Raw genomic sequence first — 17,058 nt, forward strand, 5'->3', positions numbered from 1 at the left:
TCAGTAGATCAGTTCGGGATCGCCGTCGCTCATGTACAGCGTCCGCCCGGCGATGTTGACGGCGTGATCGCCGACCCGTTCCAGGTCGCGGATCGTGAGCAGCACCCCCGACACGTCGTCGAGCAGTTGTTCGACGTCCCAGCGGTCGGACGTACCGGCGATCAGCTCGCGCACGACGGCTTCGCTGGCGTTCTGACACGCCGCATCGAGTTCGTCGTCGCGGTCGGCGATCGCTCGACACGCCTCGGGATCGGCGTCGACGTAGGCGTCGATGGCCCCCCGGACCTGACCGTGGGCGGTCTCGCCGATCGTTTGAATCCGGACTTCTGCGATGGTCTCTGAGCCGCCGGCGAGGGCGTAGCGGGCGAGGTTCGTCGCGAGGTCACCGATCCGCTCCAAGTCGGTGAGTATCTTGAACGACGCGGCAACGAAGCGGAGATCTGAGGCGACGGGCTGCTGGAGCGCGATCAGATCGATACAGTCGGCCTCGAGCTCGAGATATCGTTGGTTGATGCGGTCGTCGCTCTCGATCACTTCGCGAGCCAGCCCGTGGTCGTCGCCGTCGAGCGCGTCGAGCGCCCGCTGGAGCTGACCCAGCACGTCGTTCGCCATCGATTCGACATCGGCCCGCAACTCGTCCAGCGACTCGCGGTACTCTTCTCGAGGCACCGCGATCACCCGAACTTCCCGCTGATGTAGTCCTCGACGCGCTGGCTCTCGGGGTTCTCGAAGATCTTCTCCGTGTCGTCGTACTCGACGAGTTCGCCGCCGGTCAGGAAGACCGCGGTCTGGTCGGAGACCCGAGCGGCCTGTTGCATGCTGTGGGTGACGACGACCACCGTGTAGTCCCGTGCGAGGTCTTCGATGAGATCTTCGATCTTCGAGGTGGCGATCGGGTCGAGCGCGGAGGCCGGCTCGTCCATGAGGATCACCTCCGGATCGACGGCCAGGCACCGAGCGATACAGAGGCGCTGTTGTTGACCACCGGAGAGCCCGAGCGCGTTGTCTTCCAACCGGTCGTTCACCTCGTCCCACAGCGCGGCCCGTTGGAGCGACCGTTCGACGAGCGCCTCCTCGCGGTCGGGCTCCGCGCGACCGGTCAGCTTGGCGAGCAGTCCGGTCTCGATATCGCCGTGTTTCCGCGGTCCGTAGGAGACGTTCTCGCGGATCGACTTCGGGAAGGGATTGGGGCTCTGAAACACCATCCCGACCCGCTTGCGAAGCTCGACGAGGTCGACGCCGTCCTGATAGATATTCTCGCCGTCGACCTCGACCGTTCCGTCGACGCTGGCGGCGCGAATACGGTCGTTCATTCGGTTGAGACATCGGAGGAAGGTCGACTTCCCGCACCCGGACGGGCCGATGAGCGCCGTCACGCTCCGTTCGGGAACGTCCATCGAGACGCCCTTCAGCGCGTGGTCGTCCCCGTAGTGAACGTCGAGGTCGTCGACGGCGAGTTTCGTCTCGCCGCCGGCCTCGTAGCTCGTCCACTCCGGACGCGTCTCCTCGACGGTTTCGCCGGCAGTCGTGGAGACTCCGTGGCTGTCCGTGCGGTTCGTCGCGGTCGCTGCGGTCTCTGCGTTCTCTGCAGTCTCTGCGGTGTCTGTCTGACTCATTGGTGAAGTTTCCGTCTGAAGTAGTAGCGCGTCGCGATACCGATCGCGTAGAAGGCTAACACGACGAGCAACAGCGTCAGCGCCAGCCCCCACGCGTACTCCTGTGGGTTCTGAATGTTCCCGCTGAGCCCCGCCGTGATGAGCGCGTACAACTGATACGGCAGCGCGCTCGTCGCCTCCAACAACGCGGGGTTGCTGACGAACGGTGGCGACGCGCTCAACTGGAAGCTACCCAAGACATCGGGGGCAGCCGACTTCGCCGGGAGAACGCCGCCGCCCATGGTCAGCAGGATGGGGGCGGTTTCGCCGGCGATGCGTCCGACACCGAGGATGACGCCGGTAGTCACCCCCGGAATCGCCGCGGGGAGGACGACGCTGCGGATCGTCTGCCACTTGGAGACGCCGAGCGCCGCGCTGGCGTCGCGGTACTCGTCGGGGACCGCGAGTATCGCCTCCCGGCTCGTGATCAACACCAACGGTAACAGCATGAACCCGAGCGTCAACATTCCGGCTATCAGCGACTTCTGGTTGCCGAATCGGGGGATCAGGAAGGCGGCACCGAACAGGCCGAACACGATGCTCGGCGTGCTCCAGAGGCCGTTGGTCGCCACCTCGACCGCCGCCGTGAACCGACCCTGTTCGGCGTACTCGCTGAGGAACACGGCGGCGCCGACGCCGGTCGGCACGGCGAAGAGGACGGCACCGATAACTAACCAGACCGTCCCGACGAGAGCGGGGAACACGCCCGCGATATCGGCTAACAGCCCGGCACCGTTGGTCAGGAAGGGCCAGCTGATGAGAGCTGCACTCCCGACGCCGAACCCGTTGAACAGCCCGGGGAGTCCCTTCACCGTGACGAAGGCGACGAGCCCGACGAGCACGGCCAGTATCGAGCAGACGACGAGGTAGATGAGCACGTACGCGCCGACGTTGCGTCCGCGAGCGCCGAACCCGCCGTACGCTTTCGCGGCGCTCCAGCCGCTCACCAGCGAGGCGAACAGGACGATCGCGGGGACGACGGTGTCGCCGAACAGCGTCGCGTTGTAGCCGACGAGGACCTGCTCCCACCCGGGCCCGACGACGCCGGTGACGAGTGACAGCCCGCAGAGGACGGTGACGGTCCCCGCTGGGACCGTCGATCCGATATCTTCGCGTGGCAACGCGGTCGCCGCGAACGCGATCCCGCCGGATACTACGCCGACCCCGAGCCGGCCGCCCGTTCCGAGTCCAACTGCTCCCGACACGATCGCGCCCACGGCGACCCAGATCCCGGTGAACGCGGCCGCGGCGACGATCCCCGCGCTGGGCTGGGGTGCCGCGTCGACGTACCCCAGCCGCGAGGCCATCCCGAAGCCAACGACCGCCACTCCGAGCGCGAGTAGCACCGCACCGAACACGACCGACAGCTCGAAGCCGACAACGGGATCGTCGATCGCGACGACGCCCAAAAGCGCCGCCAGGCCGGCCGCGAACGCGACGCCGGCGAGCCCGACCGCAGTCCCGGCAGCGGCCTCGTACAGCGTGCGGTCGTCCCGGACGAGCGCGGTCTGCGTGGCGCGGCTCATTCGACACCCCCGAGACGGCGACGCATTCTCGCCTCGATGTACTGTGAGCCGACGCTCAGACACAACACGGTCACGAACAGGACGACGCCGGCGGCGAACAGCGCGCTCTCGTGGACGCCGTTCGCGCTGCCGTAGCCGCGCGCGATGAGCGAGGTCAGCGTCTCGTAGCCGTAGAAGACGTTAACGAGCGGCTCGCTGATCCGCGGAATCCCGGCCAGCATCACCGTCGCGGCCATCGTCTCACCGATGGCCCGACCGACACCGAGGAGCACGGCCGCCGAGACGCCCGAGAACGCCGCGGGCAGCGTGATCGAGGTCATCGACTGCCAGTCGGTCGCCCCGAGCGCGAGCGACCCGTTCTTCATCACGTCCGGGACGCTCGTCAGCGCGTCCTCGGCCACGGACACGACTGTCGGCAACGCCATCAGGCCGACCACCATTCCGACGAACAGGTACGTCGAGCCGCCGTTGAGCGCGAACGCCCCACTGGCCCACGGGTTGATGACGGTGAAGCCGATGAACCCGTAGACGATCGAGGGGATGCCCGCCAGTACCTCGATGCCCGGCTTGACGAGCTCGCGGACCCGAGGGGGTGCGATCTCGGCGATGAACAGCGCCGCGGCGACGCCGAGCGGCGCCGCCACGAGCGTCGCGATGGCGGTCACCATCACCGTCCCGTGGATCATCGGGAGCAGCGAGTAACGAACGGGGTCCGAGACGGCGTCCCAGCGGGCCTGTGTGAACATCCCGAGTCCCGGAACGGAGACGCCGAAGGCGCTCGCCGTCTCGTACCGAAACGCCGGGACCGATTCGGCGAAGATGAACACGACGATGAGCCCGAGCGTGACGAGCGTCACCGTCGTCATCGCGAACGTGACCGCGCGAGCGACGAGCGCCTGATGGCGCGCCCAGCCGTAGCCGGTGGCGATCAGGAACGCGCCGAACGGAACGGCCGTCCACGGCGAGGCCAGTAGGAACCCGACGAACGCGGCCAGCAGCGACCCCATCGAGACGAGGACCGCTGCCAGCGCCTCCGGGTCGGTGTCGTCGACGAACTCCCGCGTTCCGGTCAGCCGTCGCTCGATGCTCGCACGCCAATCGGTTTGGGGGGGAAGTGACATATAATGGGGTCGGGCCGCGAAGCGAACGTCCGCGCGGCCGAGGAGTTACGCCTGATCGGGGAGCTTCTCGCGTTCGGCCTCGATGTCGGACGTCGGCAAGGTGATGTAGTTGACGTCCTCGACGAACGTCTTCTGGCCGAATTCGGTCAGGAACATGTTGAGGAACGCGGCCTCTCGCATGTCCGTTCCCTCGGGCGTCTCCTCGTCGATCCGGGTGTACATGTGCAGGTCGCGGTTCAGCGGGTACTCCGAGTCGAAGATGGTGTTCTCGGCGTCTGGGTCCGGGCGGAAGACGGTGCCCTCGAAGTCGATCGCGATCGCCTGGATCCCCGACCCGGAGAACGCCAGCGCCATGTAGCCGATTGCGTTGTCGTTGTCTTGGAGGACCTGTTGGACCTGCTGGTTCTGCCCGAGGCGGGTGTCGACGTCCATCTCCGCGTCGGCGTCGCCGAGCATGTTCAGCCGGAACGAGGTGTCAGTCCCCGACCCCTCTGCGCGGCCGACCACGTAGATCTCTTGGTCCGGACCGCCGACCTCGCTCCAGTTGGTGATATCGCCCTGGTAGATCCCGCGGATCTGCTCGCCGGTGAGCTGTTCGACGCCGGCGTCGTAGATCGCCTGACTGACGAACACCGGCTGGCCGTCGCGGCCGACGACGTGGTCGACGTAGTTCTCGTCGCGCTCTTCCTCGCTGATGTCGAGTTCGGCCGTGATCGGCCCGGAGGAGTTTCCGATGTCGACGAGCCCGTCGCGGACCGCCTCACAGCCGGTCCCCGAGTGGCTCAGCGCGACGCGGGTGGCAAACGGCGGGTTCGACCGCTCGCCGGTCGTCTCGAACCCGTACAGGCCGGCGAAGTAGTCGGCGATGTTCTGGTCGGTGTCGATCTGGTCCCACCCGGCGACCGACGACTCGTCGTTGGACCCCCAGTACTCGCCGTCGCTCGCCGGCGAGTTCGAGTTCCAGTAGGAGCTCCCCTTGTTCGAGATGGGATACACCGTCGACGACCCCTCGGCCGTCACCGTCGCCGGGGCCGACGAGCCGGACTCTATCGTGTTGCTCTCCTCGCCCCCGCTCCCACCGCTGCTGCCGTCGCCACCATCGTTGCCGTTCTCGCTGTCACCGCTGCACCCAGCGAGACCGGCCGCCCCAACGGCGGCCGTCGTGAGCAGATACTTTCGGCGTGATACCGCGTCCGCCTGACGCCCCGAATCACGTGACATCGAGTGAACGCAGGCAAAGCTCTATTAAACAGGTTTATAATAGATTGTTATATTGATACTTTCCGGTCTCGTGTTGGCGGTATCAAGCAGTATCAGTTGCTACCGATATGGACCGGTATATAGTTAGTTGGGTTCGTTGAAATCCTCAACAGGAGATATGTCTTGAACCAGTTGCGGTCGATACAGGGGGCTCATGAATCGCTCGGTGTCAGTGAATTCAGTTACGGGCCGCCGGTGGTTGTCGGACGCGAGCGACGATCGAGTGTCGTAAATCTAGCTCCAGCCGCAGTTCAGATAGCCGCTTCTCGGCGATATCGAATCCGCACTCTCGATAGACCGCACCTACCCCCTCGTTTGCCGCCGACAGATCGACCGTGAGCTTACGGTGCTGGCCATCCGCGTACGCAATGACCTGTTTCACCAGCTCCGAGTCAATACCGCGGTTTCGCTCGGCTTGGTCGACGTAGATCTGGACGGCCGGGTCGGCGGAGTCGTCGGGGGCGATGGCGGCATGTCCGACCACGCGATCGCCGTCGAACGCGACGAGGTTCCATCCCTCAGAAGTCACCCGGTCGATCCACGCGTCGGTTCGAACGATCGCTGCCAGTGGGAGGTCCGCCGACTGCCCCTGTTCGTCGACACCGTCGTACAACTCCGTGAGAGCTCGACGGTCCTCGGGCCGATACGGTCTGACCAGTAGCGGCCGCCCCTCGGTGCCTTCGAACCGTGGACACCGTGGTGGACAGTAGGGAGTTCCCTCACAGTCGGCGTTGTCCCACCCGTTACAGGCGATACGCGACTCGCAACGAGTTGACGGGCGTCGTTTGACCAGTGCGTAGCAGTCCAGCGACAGCACTGTCGTCTCGAACTGATTCGTCACCGTAATCTCCTCGTGAAGAACGCCTGTGTTGGGATCCCCCTCCGAGGGCTCTGTGGCGACAACTGTCGTCGCTACCGAAATCGTATCACCGGCTCGGACCGGTTCGTGCCACTGGACGTTGTCCATCCCGATTCCGGCGATCACGGCCCATCGTTGTCGAACTGCTTCGACGAGCTTTCGAACGGAAAGCAACAGGGTGTGATAGCCGCTCGCGATGATACCGTCGAACCGACTCTCTGCAGCGGCCTCCGGATCGGTATGAATCGCGAGCGGATCGTATTGCCGTGCGAACTCGATAATCTCGTCCCGGGAGAAGTTAACCGATCCGCAAAAGTGAGTCGAGCCCTCCTCGATATCCTCAAGATACCGTGTTGTATTAGGTTCGCTTTGCATCGATATTGAAAATCGGATCGTGACCCGCATAATTCGTTTTTCGAATATGTTCGGAAGCGCGTCGAGATCTGTCGCTCCGTACGCGCCCGTAGCGCTGACGAGAAGCGCAACGGTTCATAAGTACGTCCGCGCGATCGACGCGAGCCAAGCTGACCAGCTACTAACCGACCGACAGCAAGAAGTGCTGCTCGCCGCTGTCGAAGCTGGCTACTACCGCGCACCGCGTGAATCGACGTTAGGTGACGTGGCCGATGCGCTCGACATCGCGACCGCGACGTTAGCGACGTGCTCCATCGAGCTGAGGGGCACGTCATCCACTGGTTCGTCGAGGGCACATGGACGTGTGACACCCCTCCGACAAAAATCGGTACTCGCTCTCCAAACCCATCGTAACGACGGCTTCGAGAGTTCTAGACCGTTTTCACGGTGAACGGCGAGCCGTCGCTGAGGACGACCTGCACGCGGCGGTGCCAGGCGTCGGCGAATGCCGCCCGCTGCTTGTCACTCGCCGACCCGTCGAGGATCCGCTGGAGATTCCCGATCGCGGGCCCACCGTCGGGAACCTCGCCAACGTGGTACGTGACTTCGATCGTTTCGTCCGTGTCGGTTCGACGGAAGCGGAACGTCGGGTCCGGCGTGTCCGGATCGAACGCGTCGAAGCGCAAGAGGTCACGGCGGCCGCCGTAGCCGCCGGCGAGACCCCCGAAGCCGTCGTCTTCGGTCGCACCGGTCACGTACGAGATGATGCGGCTCATCACGCCGTATGCGGCATCGTCCCGCGGACCGGCCGCTTGGACCTCGATCTCGCTTCGGACCGGATAGTCGTCGGGATACAGAGCGTCGAGTCCGAGCTGGGCGATTCGATAGGCGCCCGAAGCGGTCGGACAGGAGTGACCGGCCTCTTTCACCGCGTCCGCGTAGGTGATGACGAACGGAGCGCCCGGTTCGAGGACGCCGAGCGCCTCCGCGACGGGGTCGCGGATTTCGATCGGGTCGACGTCGTAGTCGACCTGCCAGTCGGTGCCGGTGTGCGTCGCGTCGGTCGTAGGTGAATCTGTAGTCATTGGTTGTGGTGGTTAGTGTCGGAGCAGTCGCATCCCGTTAAGGATGACGAGGAGAACGCTCGCCTCGTGGACCAGCATCCCGGCGGCGAGCGTGACGTAGCTGGTGAGCACGCCAGCGAGCAGGACGGTTACGGTCAGCACCGCGATTCCGACGTTCTCGAGGACGTTCCAGCGCGTTGCCTTGCTCAGTTTGACCGCGTAGGGGATGCGTTCGAGGTCGTCGGCCATCAGCGCCATGTCCGCGGTTTCGATGGCGGTGTCCGTCCCGGCCGCGCCCATCGCGATACCGACGTCGGCGGTCGCCAGCGACGGCGCGTCGTTGATGCCGTCGCCGACCATCGCGACGACGTGGCCGTCGGCCTGGTAGGCCTCGATGACGGACTGCTTGTCCTCGGGGAGGAGTTCGGCGCGGTACTCGTCGATGCCCACTTCCCCTGCGACGACACTTGCCGTCCGCTCGTTGTCGCCGGTGAGCATCACGGTCTCGATGCCGGCGTCTTGGAGCGCCGCGACGACCCCAGGAGCGGCCTCTCGAAGTTCGTCGCGCATGGCGATCACGCCGACGACGCTGCCGTCTCGCACGACGTGGACGGCCGTCTCGCCGCGTTCCTCGCGGCCGCGGACGTACTCGGCGATGTGATCCGGGATATCGATGCTGCGGTCGTCGAGCAGCGCCCGGTTCCCAACGACGAGTTCATGACCGTCTGCGTGGGCGACGACACCTTTCCCGGCGACCACGTCGAAGTCATCCGGGTCCGGAACCGACCGGCGTACGGCGCTCGCGTCGTCGGACTGGGCGACCGCAGTTCCGCCATCGGTTGCGGCGGTCGGACGATCGCGTGCCGCGTCGACGATGGCGTCGGCGAGGTGGTGTTCGCTCTTCTTCTCGGCGGTCGCCGCGAGCGAGAGCACCTCGTCAGTAGTGACGCCGAACCCCTCGACGCCCGCCACGCGGGTCTCCCCCTTCGTGAGCGTCCCCGTCTTGTCGAAGGCGACGAGGTCGATCTTGCCGGCACGTTCGAGGTGTTCGCCACCCTTCATCAGGACGCCCGACCGGTCGGCGTTCCCGATGGCCGAGACGATGCTGACCGGCGGTCCGATGACCAGCGCGCCCGGACAGCCGATGACCAACAGCGTCAGCGACAGGATTGCGTTCTGCGTGACCGCGTACGCGCTGATAGCGAGCACGATGACGGCCGGGGTGTAGTACTTCGCGAACCGGTCGATGAGGCTTTCCGTGGGGGACTGGGCCTCCTGGGCCTCCTCGACGCGGCGGATGATGCGTTCGAGCGTCGTATCCGAGCCCGCACCCGTCGTCCGGACTTCCAGCGCACCCTCTTGGTTGACCGTCCCGGCGTAGACCTCGTCGCCGTCGGCCTTGTGAACGGGCGCGCTCTCGCCGGTGACCGGCGCTTGGTTGACGGTGCTTTTGCCGTCGATGATCTCGCCATCGACCGGAATTTTCCCGCCCGGCTTCACCACGACGACCTCGCCCTCTTCGACCTCGCGGGCGGGAACCTCCCGCAGTTCCCCGTCGCGGCGGACGGTCGCCGTGTCGGGCGTCAGCTCCAGCAGCTCCTGGAGGGCCGACCGGGTCTTCCGCATCGTCCGTCCTTCGAGGTAGCTGCCGAGGCTGAACAGGAAGACGACGGCCGCTGCCTCCCAGTACTCGCCGATGACGACGGCGCCGATAGCGGCCAGCGTCACCAGCGTCTTGATGCCGAGCGTCCGGTTGGTGATCTCGTGGTAGGCCGTCTTGGCGATGTCGTAGCCACCGATAATCGTCGCGAGGATAAGGACGGCGGCGCTTGCGGTGTCGAAACTCGTGAGGTACCCCAGGCTCCAGCCACCCCCGTAGAGCAGGCCGCTCGTCGCGGTGACGATGGCCTTCCGGTGGTTTCGGTAGTACTGCGTGATAGATTGTTTGTTCATTGGTCTAGGCGGCCTGGGGCGTGTAGCCCTGGTTTTCGATGGCCTGTGCGAAGGCGTCGGGGTCAGCGACGTCGTCGTCGTACTCGATCTCGACGCGACCGGTCGTGTAGTGGACTTCGACGTGCTGGACGCCGTCGACGTTCGAGAGGGCGCGTTCGACGGTACTCGCACAGGTCGGGCAGTCGAAGTCGAGGACGCGGAACTGGGTCGTGTCGCTCATTGCGATTTGAGGTAGTGGCCATACCGCAATAAGTATTTTTTAGATGATATGTTTAGACACCGATATAGGTCGTTGGAACAGTCAAACGGGTCGTCTAGGGCTTTCGCCCTCGCGGACATTCGAGACTACATCTTCGGTGGACACCGCATCGCTCGCATCCCGCTACCTTTTCCCTCGTGCTCACACTCAGTTCCTGTATGAGTAGTTCCGGTACCGACCACCGTCTCGACGACATCGCGGTGCGGGACCCCCGGGTCTCGGACGCCATTGATGAACCGATGCGGGCGATGACCCTCGACATTCTCTCCGAGGAGGCCTTGACCGCGGCCGAGGTCCACGCGCGTCTCGACGATCGCGGTGTCGACCGGACGGAGAACACGGTTCGACACCACATCAACGAGCTTCGGGACGCCGGTCTCGTCGACGTCGTCCGCTTCGAGGAGGGCCGTGGTGGGACGACGAAGTACTATCACGCGAACACCATCGTCCTCTCGTACTCCCTGCCGGATTCGGCCGACGCCGCCGTCGAAGAGATGATCGACGCCGTCCGGCCCCAGATAACGGACGCGCTCGCTACGCTCACCGACGAGTACGATGACGCGATCGAGGAGATCGTCGCGGACATGCAGCCCTGCGAGCACTGCCGGACCCAGAAGTACGAGACGTTCGTCCTCCTAACCGTTTTGCGACGGGCGTTCGTTCGCGCTCACCGAGACTCCTGAGCTATCCTCACCCTCTGATCTCAGGTCGTCGATCGTTTCGTCCGCCGATATCCCTCGTACAGGGCCGGTAATCCGAGGGGGAGTGCGAGGAGTCCGAATCCGAGGAGAGCATGCCCATCACCGTACCGGCGTCGCATGGCGAGGAGCGTCGTGGTGAGTTCGACGGGATACTGCCCTTCGTTCTTGGAGCCGTTTTTGCGGGTGTAGCGATAGTTCGGACGCTCTATCAGCGATTGTCGGGTGGGACACCGTGATGGGATTATTCCTTTTTAACCTGGAGATGTATTGTCCGGGATGGTGATGTCGAATGACAAGTCCTGATCGAAGCCGTCTCACGCTGTTCGTCAGTATTCTCGTTGTCTTTGCCGTCGCGCTCTATGTCGTCTCCGGGGTCACCGCGATGAGTCCGATCGCACTTGCGCCAGCATACATGTTCTCTCCGATGATTGCAGGACTCATCGTTTGTTTCCGCCGTGACATTCCGCTGTCGGCAGTTGGTCTGCGAATCGGCCGTGTTCGATGGCTCGCTGTGGCTGCCGTGGTTGCCCTGCCACTCGTGGGGGTGACACTTCTCATCGCGGTGGCCGTCCCCGGTGTCGGGTTTGATCCGACTGCGAATCCGACGCCGGGGCTCGAATTGCCGTCGGGAGCTCTCGGTGTGGTGGCGACATTCGGACTCGTGCTTGGCCTTGGAGCGACCGTGAACGCGGTGTTCGCCTTTGGCGAGGAGTTCGGCTGGCGAGGGTATCTGCTGTGGGAGTTGGCTCCGTGGGGGTTCTGGAAAGCGTCGTTTGCTATTGGTGCGCTCTGGGGCGGCTGGCACGCGCCGATCATCGTTACCGGCCACAACTATCCTTCGTTCCCCGTAATTGGCGTCGTCGCTATGACGATTGCCTGTCTCTCGCTTTCTCCAGTTTATACGTACCTTGTCATCCGCTCGGAATCCGTGCTCGCAGCGGCGTTACTCCACGGGGTGTTCAACGGATCCGCCGGTCTCGTTATTGCGTATGCCGTCACGGACGATGCTGCGCTCAGTGAATTAGTCGCCAGCCCGGTCGGGGTTGCCGGTGTTATCGCGTTCGGACTCGCCGCTGTCGGCATCGCGCTGTCCGGAGCACCGCCGTTGACGCGTGAGTTCGCCCACGACGCGGCCACGTCTGCATAGACTTACGACAAGTGACGGTCAAGGCGGGTAACCGGAAGCGTACCCAGTTATAAAGAACGAGGGGAATACCCGCGACTTCAGGCGCCGGACGAATCCGACACTCCAGCCGGAGGTGGTTCATCGGCATCATTCTCTTGTCGGTCATCCTCGGGTGGGCGTACAACGGCACCGGCAGCGTGTTGATCGTGGTGGTGCTGCACGCGATGGCGAACACCGCCGATATACTGCTGCCGCTCGCGCCGGATTTGATCGTCGTCGATGGCGTGATCGACGAACCAGCAGTCGGGACGGTCTCGATCGTCCAGTTGGCGGTTCAGTTACTCGTTGTCGTCGCTCTCATTGCGTACTACGGCCGCGACACGCTCGCTCGTGGTGCGATTCCTGGCGCAGATGCTATTGGGGATGAGTGAGAACGAGCGTGTAGGTATGGTCTCCGAGCAAACGGCGGCCGATATGTTCGCTCTGCTTTCGGATGAGAGTCGGGTGGGCATTCTTCGGGCTGTCGCCGTCGCGCAATCTGAGCAAAGTCCGTCGAACTCGGGCTTTACACCGTTGTCGTTCTCGGACATCTATGAGCGTGTAGAGATCGATAATACGTCGAAACTCTCGTATCACCTTGGGGAACTCGCGGGGACGTATCTTCGGAAGGTCGAGAACGGTTATACGTTCACACACGCTGGTGAACAGATCGTCCGGTTCATCCTTGCGGAGAACTTCAGACAGCCACCAGGTATTGACAGTATCGAGACGGAAGGGATGTGCCTGTTCTGTGGGGAAACGCAGCTTGAGGCAGGGTTAGACGATCAGTATTTTATGGTGCGGTGTCCGTCCTGTGAGCAGCCAGTGACCGGCTATATCGTGACGCCGGCGCAAGCGCGTGCGCGGTCGGGGGCGGCGCTGCTTGAGTCGCTCAAGCGCAAGCAAGCGACGGAGTTCAGTCTCGTTCAAGAGGGGATTTGTCCCGAGTGTGCTGGTGAGATTCAGACTGAGGTTCTGGATGCGAGTGAGCAGTCGCTGCCTGGTGAGGTACCGGTCTCATATTTCACGATCGATGCGTGTGAGGCGTGTCTGCGTCGATATAGTGGGCCACTGACGTACAGCGCGGCGTTCCGACCCCCGTCGATCGCGTTTTACTGGGATTACGGTATTGATATTCTGGGGACCGGATGGTGGGAACTTCACGGGTATCTTACAGACGGCCGCTGGAGTGCCGAGCAGATTGCAACTGATCCGGCGGAGTATCGAGTCGAATTGCGTCACGAGGATGCAGTACTTCGAGTGTTCCTTGACGCTGATGCCCGGACCACGCGGACTGAGCGCGTGCGCGGCCGCGATCACGATTGAGAGATAATCATCAACTATTTTTCAAAATAGTGGTTGAGTCTTTCGGAGCGGTTGTCCCTAATATGCTTCATTATATCGTGATAAGGCCCTCTAATGGGATTTGTTGCTTAACCGTGGTTTTGAAATCGGTCTGAAAATATATCACTTATTCGATAATATTTATGCGTGGTGTTGCCCTCTCTTAAGATGGAGACAGAGGCGTTCACCCATGACCAACCACGACACGATCAAGACGCCGGACTCCCCCCGGCACTCGAAAGACCGCGGAACGGAGTCGTCGAACGACACTCAGATGACCGTCCGGGACATCCAAAACGCCTACGCGCGCTACGCGACGTGGATCGACCGTCTGGGGTGGTTGAACCGCCTGTTAACTGGGCGATTTCGACGCCGTCAGTTTTCGCAAGCGACGGGACGAGTACTCGACGTGGCGTGCGGAGCCGGGACGAACTTCCAGTACGTGCCAGAATCAACGGAGATCGTCGGTATCGACATCAGCGAACCGCTGCTAGAACGCGTCCGATCGGAGCTTGAGACTCTCGAACGAGACGGGACAGTCACACAGATGGACGCGCAGGATCTCGAATTCGAGGACGATAGCTTCGACACCGTCATCTCCTCGTTTTCGACCTGTACGTTCCCTGACCCCGTCGCAGCGCTTCGAGAGATGGCGCGCGTCTGTCGGCCCGACGGGCAGATTCTGTTGCTCGAACACGGCCGGAGCGACAATACTCTCATCGCACGGTACCAAGAATGGCGCGCTGACGCTCACTACGAGAAGTCGGGCTGTCGAGTGACCCAAGAGCCTCTCTCGGTGGTTCGTCGGGCTGGATTATCCGTGGATGAAGCCGAGACCGCACAGCTCGGCCGAATCACCCGAATCGCGTGTGACCCAGTCCTAGACGAGAATAACGAATGAAAGACCAGAACCGGAGTCTACGAACCAGCGATAGCGGGTGCGCAACCCGCCGAGCGATTCTCGCTGGACTCGGTACCCTCACTCTTCCCGGACTCGGCAGTACAACAGGCACAGCGGCCGTCGGTGCGGGGTCTGAGGCTGGAACCCCTTCGTCCACCGAGAATCCGTTTCCTGATGCCGCTGAGCTCGAAGCGTTCGTCGATGACGTGATGACACAGCGGATCGGAACTACAACGCCAGGGGCGACCGTGGCTATTGTTCGAAGTGACGGTCCCGTCCTCATCAAGGGATACGGCGATGCTGAGGTGGACTCCGGCACACCGGTTCTGGCACCGAAGACCGCGTTTCGGGTTGGCTCTGTTGGCAAGCTCGTGACGTGGACTGCTGTCATGCAAGGCGTCGAACGGGGCGTCCTCAACCTCGACGAGAATGTCAACAGGTATCTCGACGATTCTGCGGTTACGATTCCGGAGACCTACGAGGAGCCGGTGACGTTACGATACCTCGGAACCCACACCGCTGGGTTCGAGTCAGCAATCGATCCCGACGTTGTCGCTGACCCGGACGCCATCGCGCCGCTGGAAACAGTGCTCGTCGATGGGATGCCGCGTCGCGTGCGCCCGCCGGGTGAAGTAGTCGGGTACTCGAACTACGGGGCGGCCCTCGCCGGACACATCGTCGCAGAAGTCCACGACACCACGTTCGAGGAGTACGTCCAGTCGGAGATCTTCGAGCCGCTCGGTATGACCGATAGCACGTTCGCCCAGCCCGTGCCGGACGGCTATTCCGGAAACCTCGCAGCAGGCCATCTCCGAGACGGAAACAGCTTCCAGGCCGCTGATACGGTGTACATCAATATGCGCCCGGCGGGGTCGATGACCGCGACGGCACGGGATATGTCGACATTTATGCGCACACATCTCGATGCCGGTACAGCCGACAACACGCAGATCTTGGAGACAGACACGACACGAGTGATGCACGACCAACACCACGTGCGGCATCCTGCCGTCACCAACTGGCGGTATGGCTTCCACGAATACGGGAGTCCGTCCGCTGGAGTAATCGGTCATTCAGGCGCGACAGTCCACTTTTCGAGCCACCTCGTTCTCGCACTCGAAGATGATGTCGGAATCTTCGTGAACTACAACAGCAATAGCAGCGAACAGCCCCCGCCCGGAACCGTGATCGATGAGATCCTTGCTGCATACGGACTTCAATCACCGTCAATTGAACCATCGCCGACAGTGGAGTCGGGGAGTCAGGAACGCGGTAAACTACCCTACCCTACTCCCTCGGCGCTACGCGCCTCGGTCCTTGAGGGTAGGGCTTTGATGTGGACTCCCGGCAATCAGTCGCCAGCAATAGGCTGGTAACTCTCACCGTTCAACGTCCCACCATTCACACGCACGTCTACTTGTGCGTCTCCGCTCCCCGACTTGGGCGAGGAGCGGAGTTTGTGTTGTCGCTTCCGGGCGTACCGCACGCCAATATTCTTCGCGGCGTTGTAATCCGCGTTCACTTCATACCCACACTTCTGGCACTCGAACTGTTCCCCGTGGCGGTTGCCGTCGTGCGTGAACCCACAGTCTGTCCGAGAACAGCGTTGGGACGTGTGGTTCGGCTCGACTTGCTCCACGGAGACCCCCTGTTCAGGGGCTTTGTAGGAGACGTATTCAAACAGGCGTCGGAACGCCCAGACGTGGTGCCACTTCGCCTGTGGAAGCCGCTCTCGAATGTCGCTCAACTCCTCGAACGCGATTACGTCGCAGTCGTGTTCGACGGCTTCCGAGACGAGTTCGTTGGCGATCGTGTGGATGTACTGCTTCCGCCACGCTTCTTCACGTTTGCCGAGGCGAAGCAGGGCCTTGTGTGCGGCCTGCGTGCCGCGTTGTTGCATCTCACCACGTCGCTTCTCGAACTCACGACACCAGTGGTCGTAGTCGTCTCCCTGCCAAAACGTGCCGGTTGAGGACACAGCAAGGCTGTTGACGCCGAGGTCGATACCGAGGACCGTTTGGTCGGAGTGCCCGGTATCTTCCGAAGCCTCATCGTCACTGTCTATCCGCCGCGTCGAAATGTTGAGGTAGAACTCGTCAGTGGCCGCGTCGTACCGAAGCGTACTCTCGCGGAACTCGTAGTTCTCGGAGAGTACGTACCGCTCGTAGGGCGTCGGACTGTCTGCCGGGAGAACGAACGACGGTTCGACTCGGCCCTCAACAGTTGCCAACGACACCTTGTTCCGGTAGAACGTCGCGCTCCGCGTGTCGTAGTCCATCGTTTCAGCGGTGAACGTCGGTTGAGAGACACGCTGTCCCTTTTTCCACCGTTCGACACACGCTTTGACGGCTTCGACAGCGCGTTTGATAGCGGCTTGAACAAGTTGGGCCTGTAGGTCTGTCTCCTCTCGAAGTTCGGCGTAGAGCGCGTCACGAACCTCTCGCTTGTTGGTCTTACACTCAGTGTAGGAGGTGTCGGACCAACAGTAGTCGGCGGTTCGGTTCGCGCAGTACAGGTATTGCTCGGCGGTTCGGTGGAGTGCGTCGCGTTGCTCCTCGGAAACGGCGAGTTTCACGACGGCGGTTCGACGCACGTCCATAGCTTCAGAGAGCACTCGACGGTACTTATACGCTTGGGAGTCGGTCGGTCAGGGTGTGGCGGTTGTGTCGTCCCATGTCGGTTTCCTCCCCGACCTACTCGCTCACTCCGTTCGCTCCTTGAGGTCGGGGGCTCCACCTCGAAAATGCTGAATGTCGCTCCCGTTCGTCCATCTTACCGTCCCCCCGAACTCTATCGTCGCGGTCTTCGGCTCGAAGGTGTGGTTGTCGGGCATCGTGACGGTCTGGCTCGACGATGCCTGCCCACTCAAACAGCCAGCGGTGCTGAGGGTCGCCAG

At 62.8% G+C, this 17,058-nt stretch carries 18 protein-coding genes; 7 read left to right on the forward strand and 11 right to left on the reverse strand.

Annotation, left to right across the window (positions count from 1 at the left end):
- The 6 genes from phoU to FGL94_RS18840 all read right to left on the reverse strand — a co-directional run bounded on the left by phoU (nucleotide 1) and on the right by FGL94_RS18840 (nucleotide 6,826).
- Entirely contained in the window at nucleotides 1-678 is a 678-nt protein-coding gene (phoU, locus tag FGL94_RS14005) for a phosphate signaling complex protein PhoU (protein WP_345775943.1), read from the reverse strand.
- A complete protein-coding gene (pstB, locus tag FGL94_RS14010) occupies nucleotides 675-1,616 on the reverse strand; it encodes a phosphate ABC transporter ATP-binding protein PstB (protein WP_144926554.1) in 942 nt (313 codons plus the stop codon). The genes phoU and pstB overlap by 4 nt, the downstream gene beginning before the upstream one ends.
- The gene (gene pstA / locus FGL94_RS14015; RefSeq protein ID WP_144926557.1) at nucleotides 1,613-3,181 is read right to left on the reverse strand and encodes a phosphate ABC transporter permease PstA; all 1,569 of its coding nucleotides are present in this window, start codon (nucleotides 3,179-3,181) and stop codon (nucleotides 1,613-1,615) included. The genes pstB and pstA overlap by 4 nt, the downstream gene beginning before the upstream one ends.
- Nucleotides 3,178-4,302, reverse strand: coding sequence for a phosphate ABC transporter permease subunit PstC (pstC, locus tag FGL94_RS14020; protein ID WP_144926560.1), 1,125 nt, complete (start codon nucleotides 4,300-4,302; stop codon nucleotides 3,178-3,180). Before pstC ends, pstA begins: the two co-directional genes overlap by 4 nt.
- 45 nt (nucleotides 4,303-4,347) lie before the next feature.
- Nucleotides 4,348-5,523, reverse strand: a complete 1,176-nt coding sequence (locus FGL94_RS14025; RefSeq protein WP_186313420.1) for a substrate-binding domain-containing protein — start codon at nucleotides 5,521-5,523, stop codon at nucleotides 4,348-4,350.
- Nucleotides 5,524-5,740: 217 nt separating this feature from the next.
- Nucleotides 5,741-6,826 carry a GNAT family N-acetyltransferase gene (locus tag FGL94_RS18840; protein WP_321168832.1) on the reverse strand — a complete coding sequence of 362 codons (1,086 nt, stop codon included), beginning with the start codon at nucleotides 6,824-6,826 and terminating at the stop codon, nucleotides 5,741-5,743.
- 16 nt (nucleotides 6,827-6,842) lie between these two features.
- Here FGL94_RS18840 and FGL94_RS14035 point away from each other — a divergent pair, with 16 nt between their 5' ends.
- A complete protein-coding gene (locus FGL94_RS14035; protein WP_206664929.1) occupies nucleotides 6,843-7,226 on the forward strand; it encodes a helix-turn-helix domain-containing protein in 384 nt (127 codons plus the stop codon).
- Here the strand turns inward: FGL94_RS14035 and FGL94_RS14040 are convergent.
- Genes FGL94_RS14040 through FGL94_RS14050 form a run of 3 tightly spaced genes read right to left on the reverse strand, consistent with a single transcriptional unit; the run spans nucleotide 7,207 to nucleotide 10,012 of the window.
- The gene (locus tag FGL94_RS14040) at nucleotides 7,207-7,860 is read right to left on the reverse strand and encodes a hypothetical protein (protein WP_144926566.1); all 654 of its coding nucleotides are present in this window, start codon (nucleotides 7,858-7,860) and stop codon (nucleotides 7,207-7,209) included. The two genes, FGL94_RS14035 and FGL94_RS14040, sit on opposite strands and share 20 nt — an antisense overlap.
- Before the next feature lie 12 nt (nucleotides 7,861-7,872).
- Nucleotides 7,873-9,792, reverse strand: coding sequence for a heavy metal translocating P-type ATPase (locus tag FGL94_RS14045; RefSeq protein ID WP_144926569.1), 1,920 nt, complete (start codon nucleotides 9,790-9,792; stop codon nucleotides 7,873-7,875).
- A 4-nt stretch (nucleotides 9,793-9,796) separates the two neighbouring features.
- On the reverse strand, nucleotides 9,797-10,012 hold the full coding sequence (locus tag FGL94_RS14050) for a heavy-metal-associated domain-containing protein (protein WP_144926571.1): 216 nt from the start codon (nucleotides 10,010-10,012) through the stop codon (nucleotides 9,797-9,799).
- 197 nt (nucleotides 10,013-10,209) lie between these two features.
- Here FGL94_RS14050 and FGL94_RS14055 point away from each other — a divergent pair, with 197 nt between their 5' ends.
- The 6 genes from FGL94_RS14055 (at nucleotide 10,210) to FGL94_RS14080 (ending at nucleotide 15,538) form a co-directional block, all read left to right on the forward strand.
- Complete coding sequence (locus tag FGL94_RS14055) at nucleotides 10,210-10,734, forward strand: ArsR/SmtB family transcription factor (protein ID WP_144926574.1); 525 nt, start codon at nucleotides 10,210-10,212, stop codon at nucleotides 10,732-10,734.
- A 307-nt stretch (nucleotides 10,735-11,041) separates the two neighbouring features.
- The gene (locus FGL94_RS14060; RefSeq protein WP_144926576.1) at nucleotides 11,042-11,899 is read left to right on the forward strand and encodes a CPBP family intramembrane glutamic endopeptidase; all 858 of its coding nucleotides are present in this window, start codon (nucleotides 11,042-11,044) and stop codon (nucleotides 11,897-11,899) included.
- 125 nt (nucleotides 11,900-12,024) lie between these two features.
- Nucleotides 12,025-12,309 (forward strand): hypothetical protein, encoded by a 285-nt coding sequence (locus tag FGL94_RS14065; RefSeq protein ID WP_345775945.1) that lies wholly within the window; start codon nucleotides 12,025-12,027, stop codon nucleotides 12,307-12,309.
- Between the two features lie 16 nt (nucleotides 12,310-12,325).
- On the forward strand, nucleotides 12,326-13,243 hold the full coding sequence (locus FGL94_RS14070) for a DUF7351 domain-containing protein (protein ID WP_144926582.1): 918 nt from the start codon (nucleotides 12,326-12,328) through the stop codon (nucleotides 13,241-13,243).
- A 208-nt stretch (nucleotides 13,244-13,451) separates the two neighbouring features.
- Nucleotides 13,452-14,162, forward strand: a complete 711-nt coding sequence (locus FGL94_RS14075) for a class I SAM-dependent methyltransferase (protein WP_241659188.1) — start codon at nucleotides 13,452-13,454, stop codon at nucleotides 14,160-14,162.
- Nucleotides 14,159-15,538 carry a serine hydrolase domain-containing protein gene (locus FGL94_RS14080; protein WP_144926585.1) on the forward strand — a complete coding sequence of 460 codons (1,380 nt, stop codon included), beginning with the start codon at nucleotides 14,159-14,161 and terminating at the stop codon, nucleotides 15,536-15,538. Before FGL94_RS14075 ends, FGL94_RS14080 begins: the two co-directional genes overlap by 4 nt.
- On the opposite strand, the gene FGL94_RS14085 is transcribed toward FGL94_RS14080, so the two are convergent.
- The gene (locus FGL94_RS14085; protein ID WP_144926588.1) at nucleotides 15,514-16,761 is read right to left on the reverse strand and encodes an RNA-guided endonuclease InsQ/TnpB family protein; all 1,248 of its coding nucleotides are present in this window, start codon (nucleotides 16,759-16,761) and stop codon (nucleotides 15,514-15,516) included. The two genes, FGL94_RS14080 and FGL94_RS14085, sit on opposite strands and share 25 nt — an antisense overlap.
- Nucleotides 16,762-16,863: 102 nt before the next feature.
- On the reverse strand, nucleotides 16,864-16,995 hold the full coding sequence (locus FGL94_RS18845; protein ID WP_277752631.1) for a cupredoxin domain-containing protein: 132 nt from the start codon (nucleotides 16,993-16,995) through the stop codon (nucleotides 16,864-16,866).
- Between the last annotated feature and the right edge of the window lie 63 nt (nucleotides 16,996-17,058).

Source organism: Halorubrum salsamenti (assembly GCF_007671685.1).
In the GTDB taxonomy this organism is placed as follows: domain Archaea; phylum Halobacteriota; class Halobacteria; order Halobacteriales; family Haloferacaceae; genus Halorubrum; species Halorubrum salsamenti.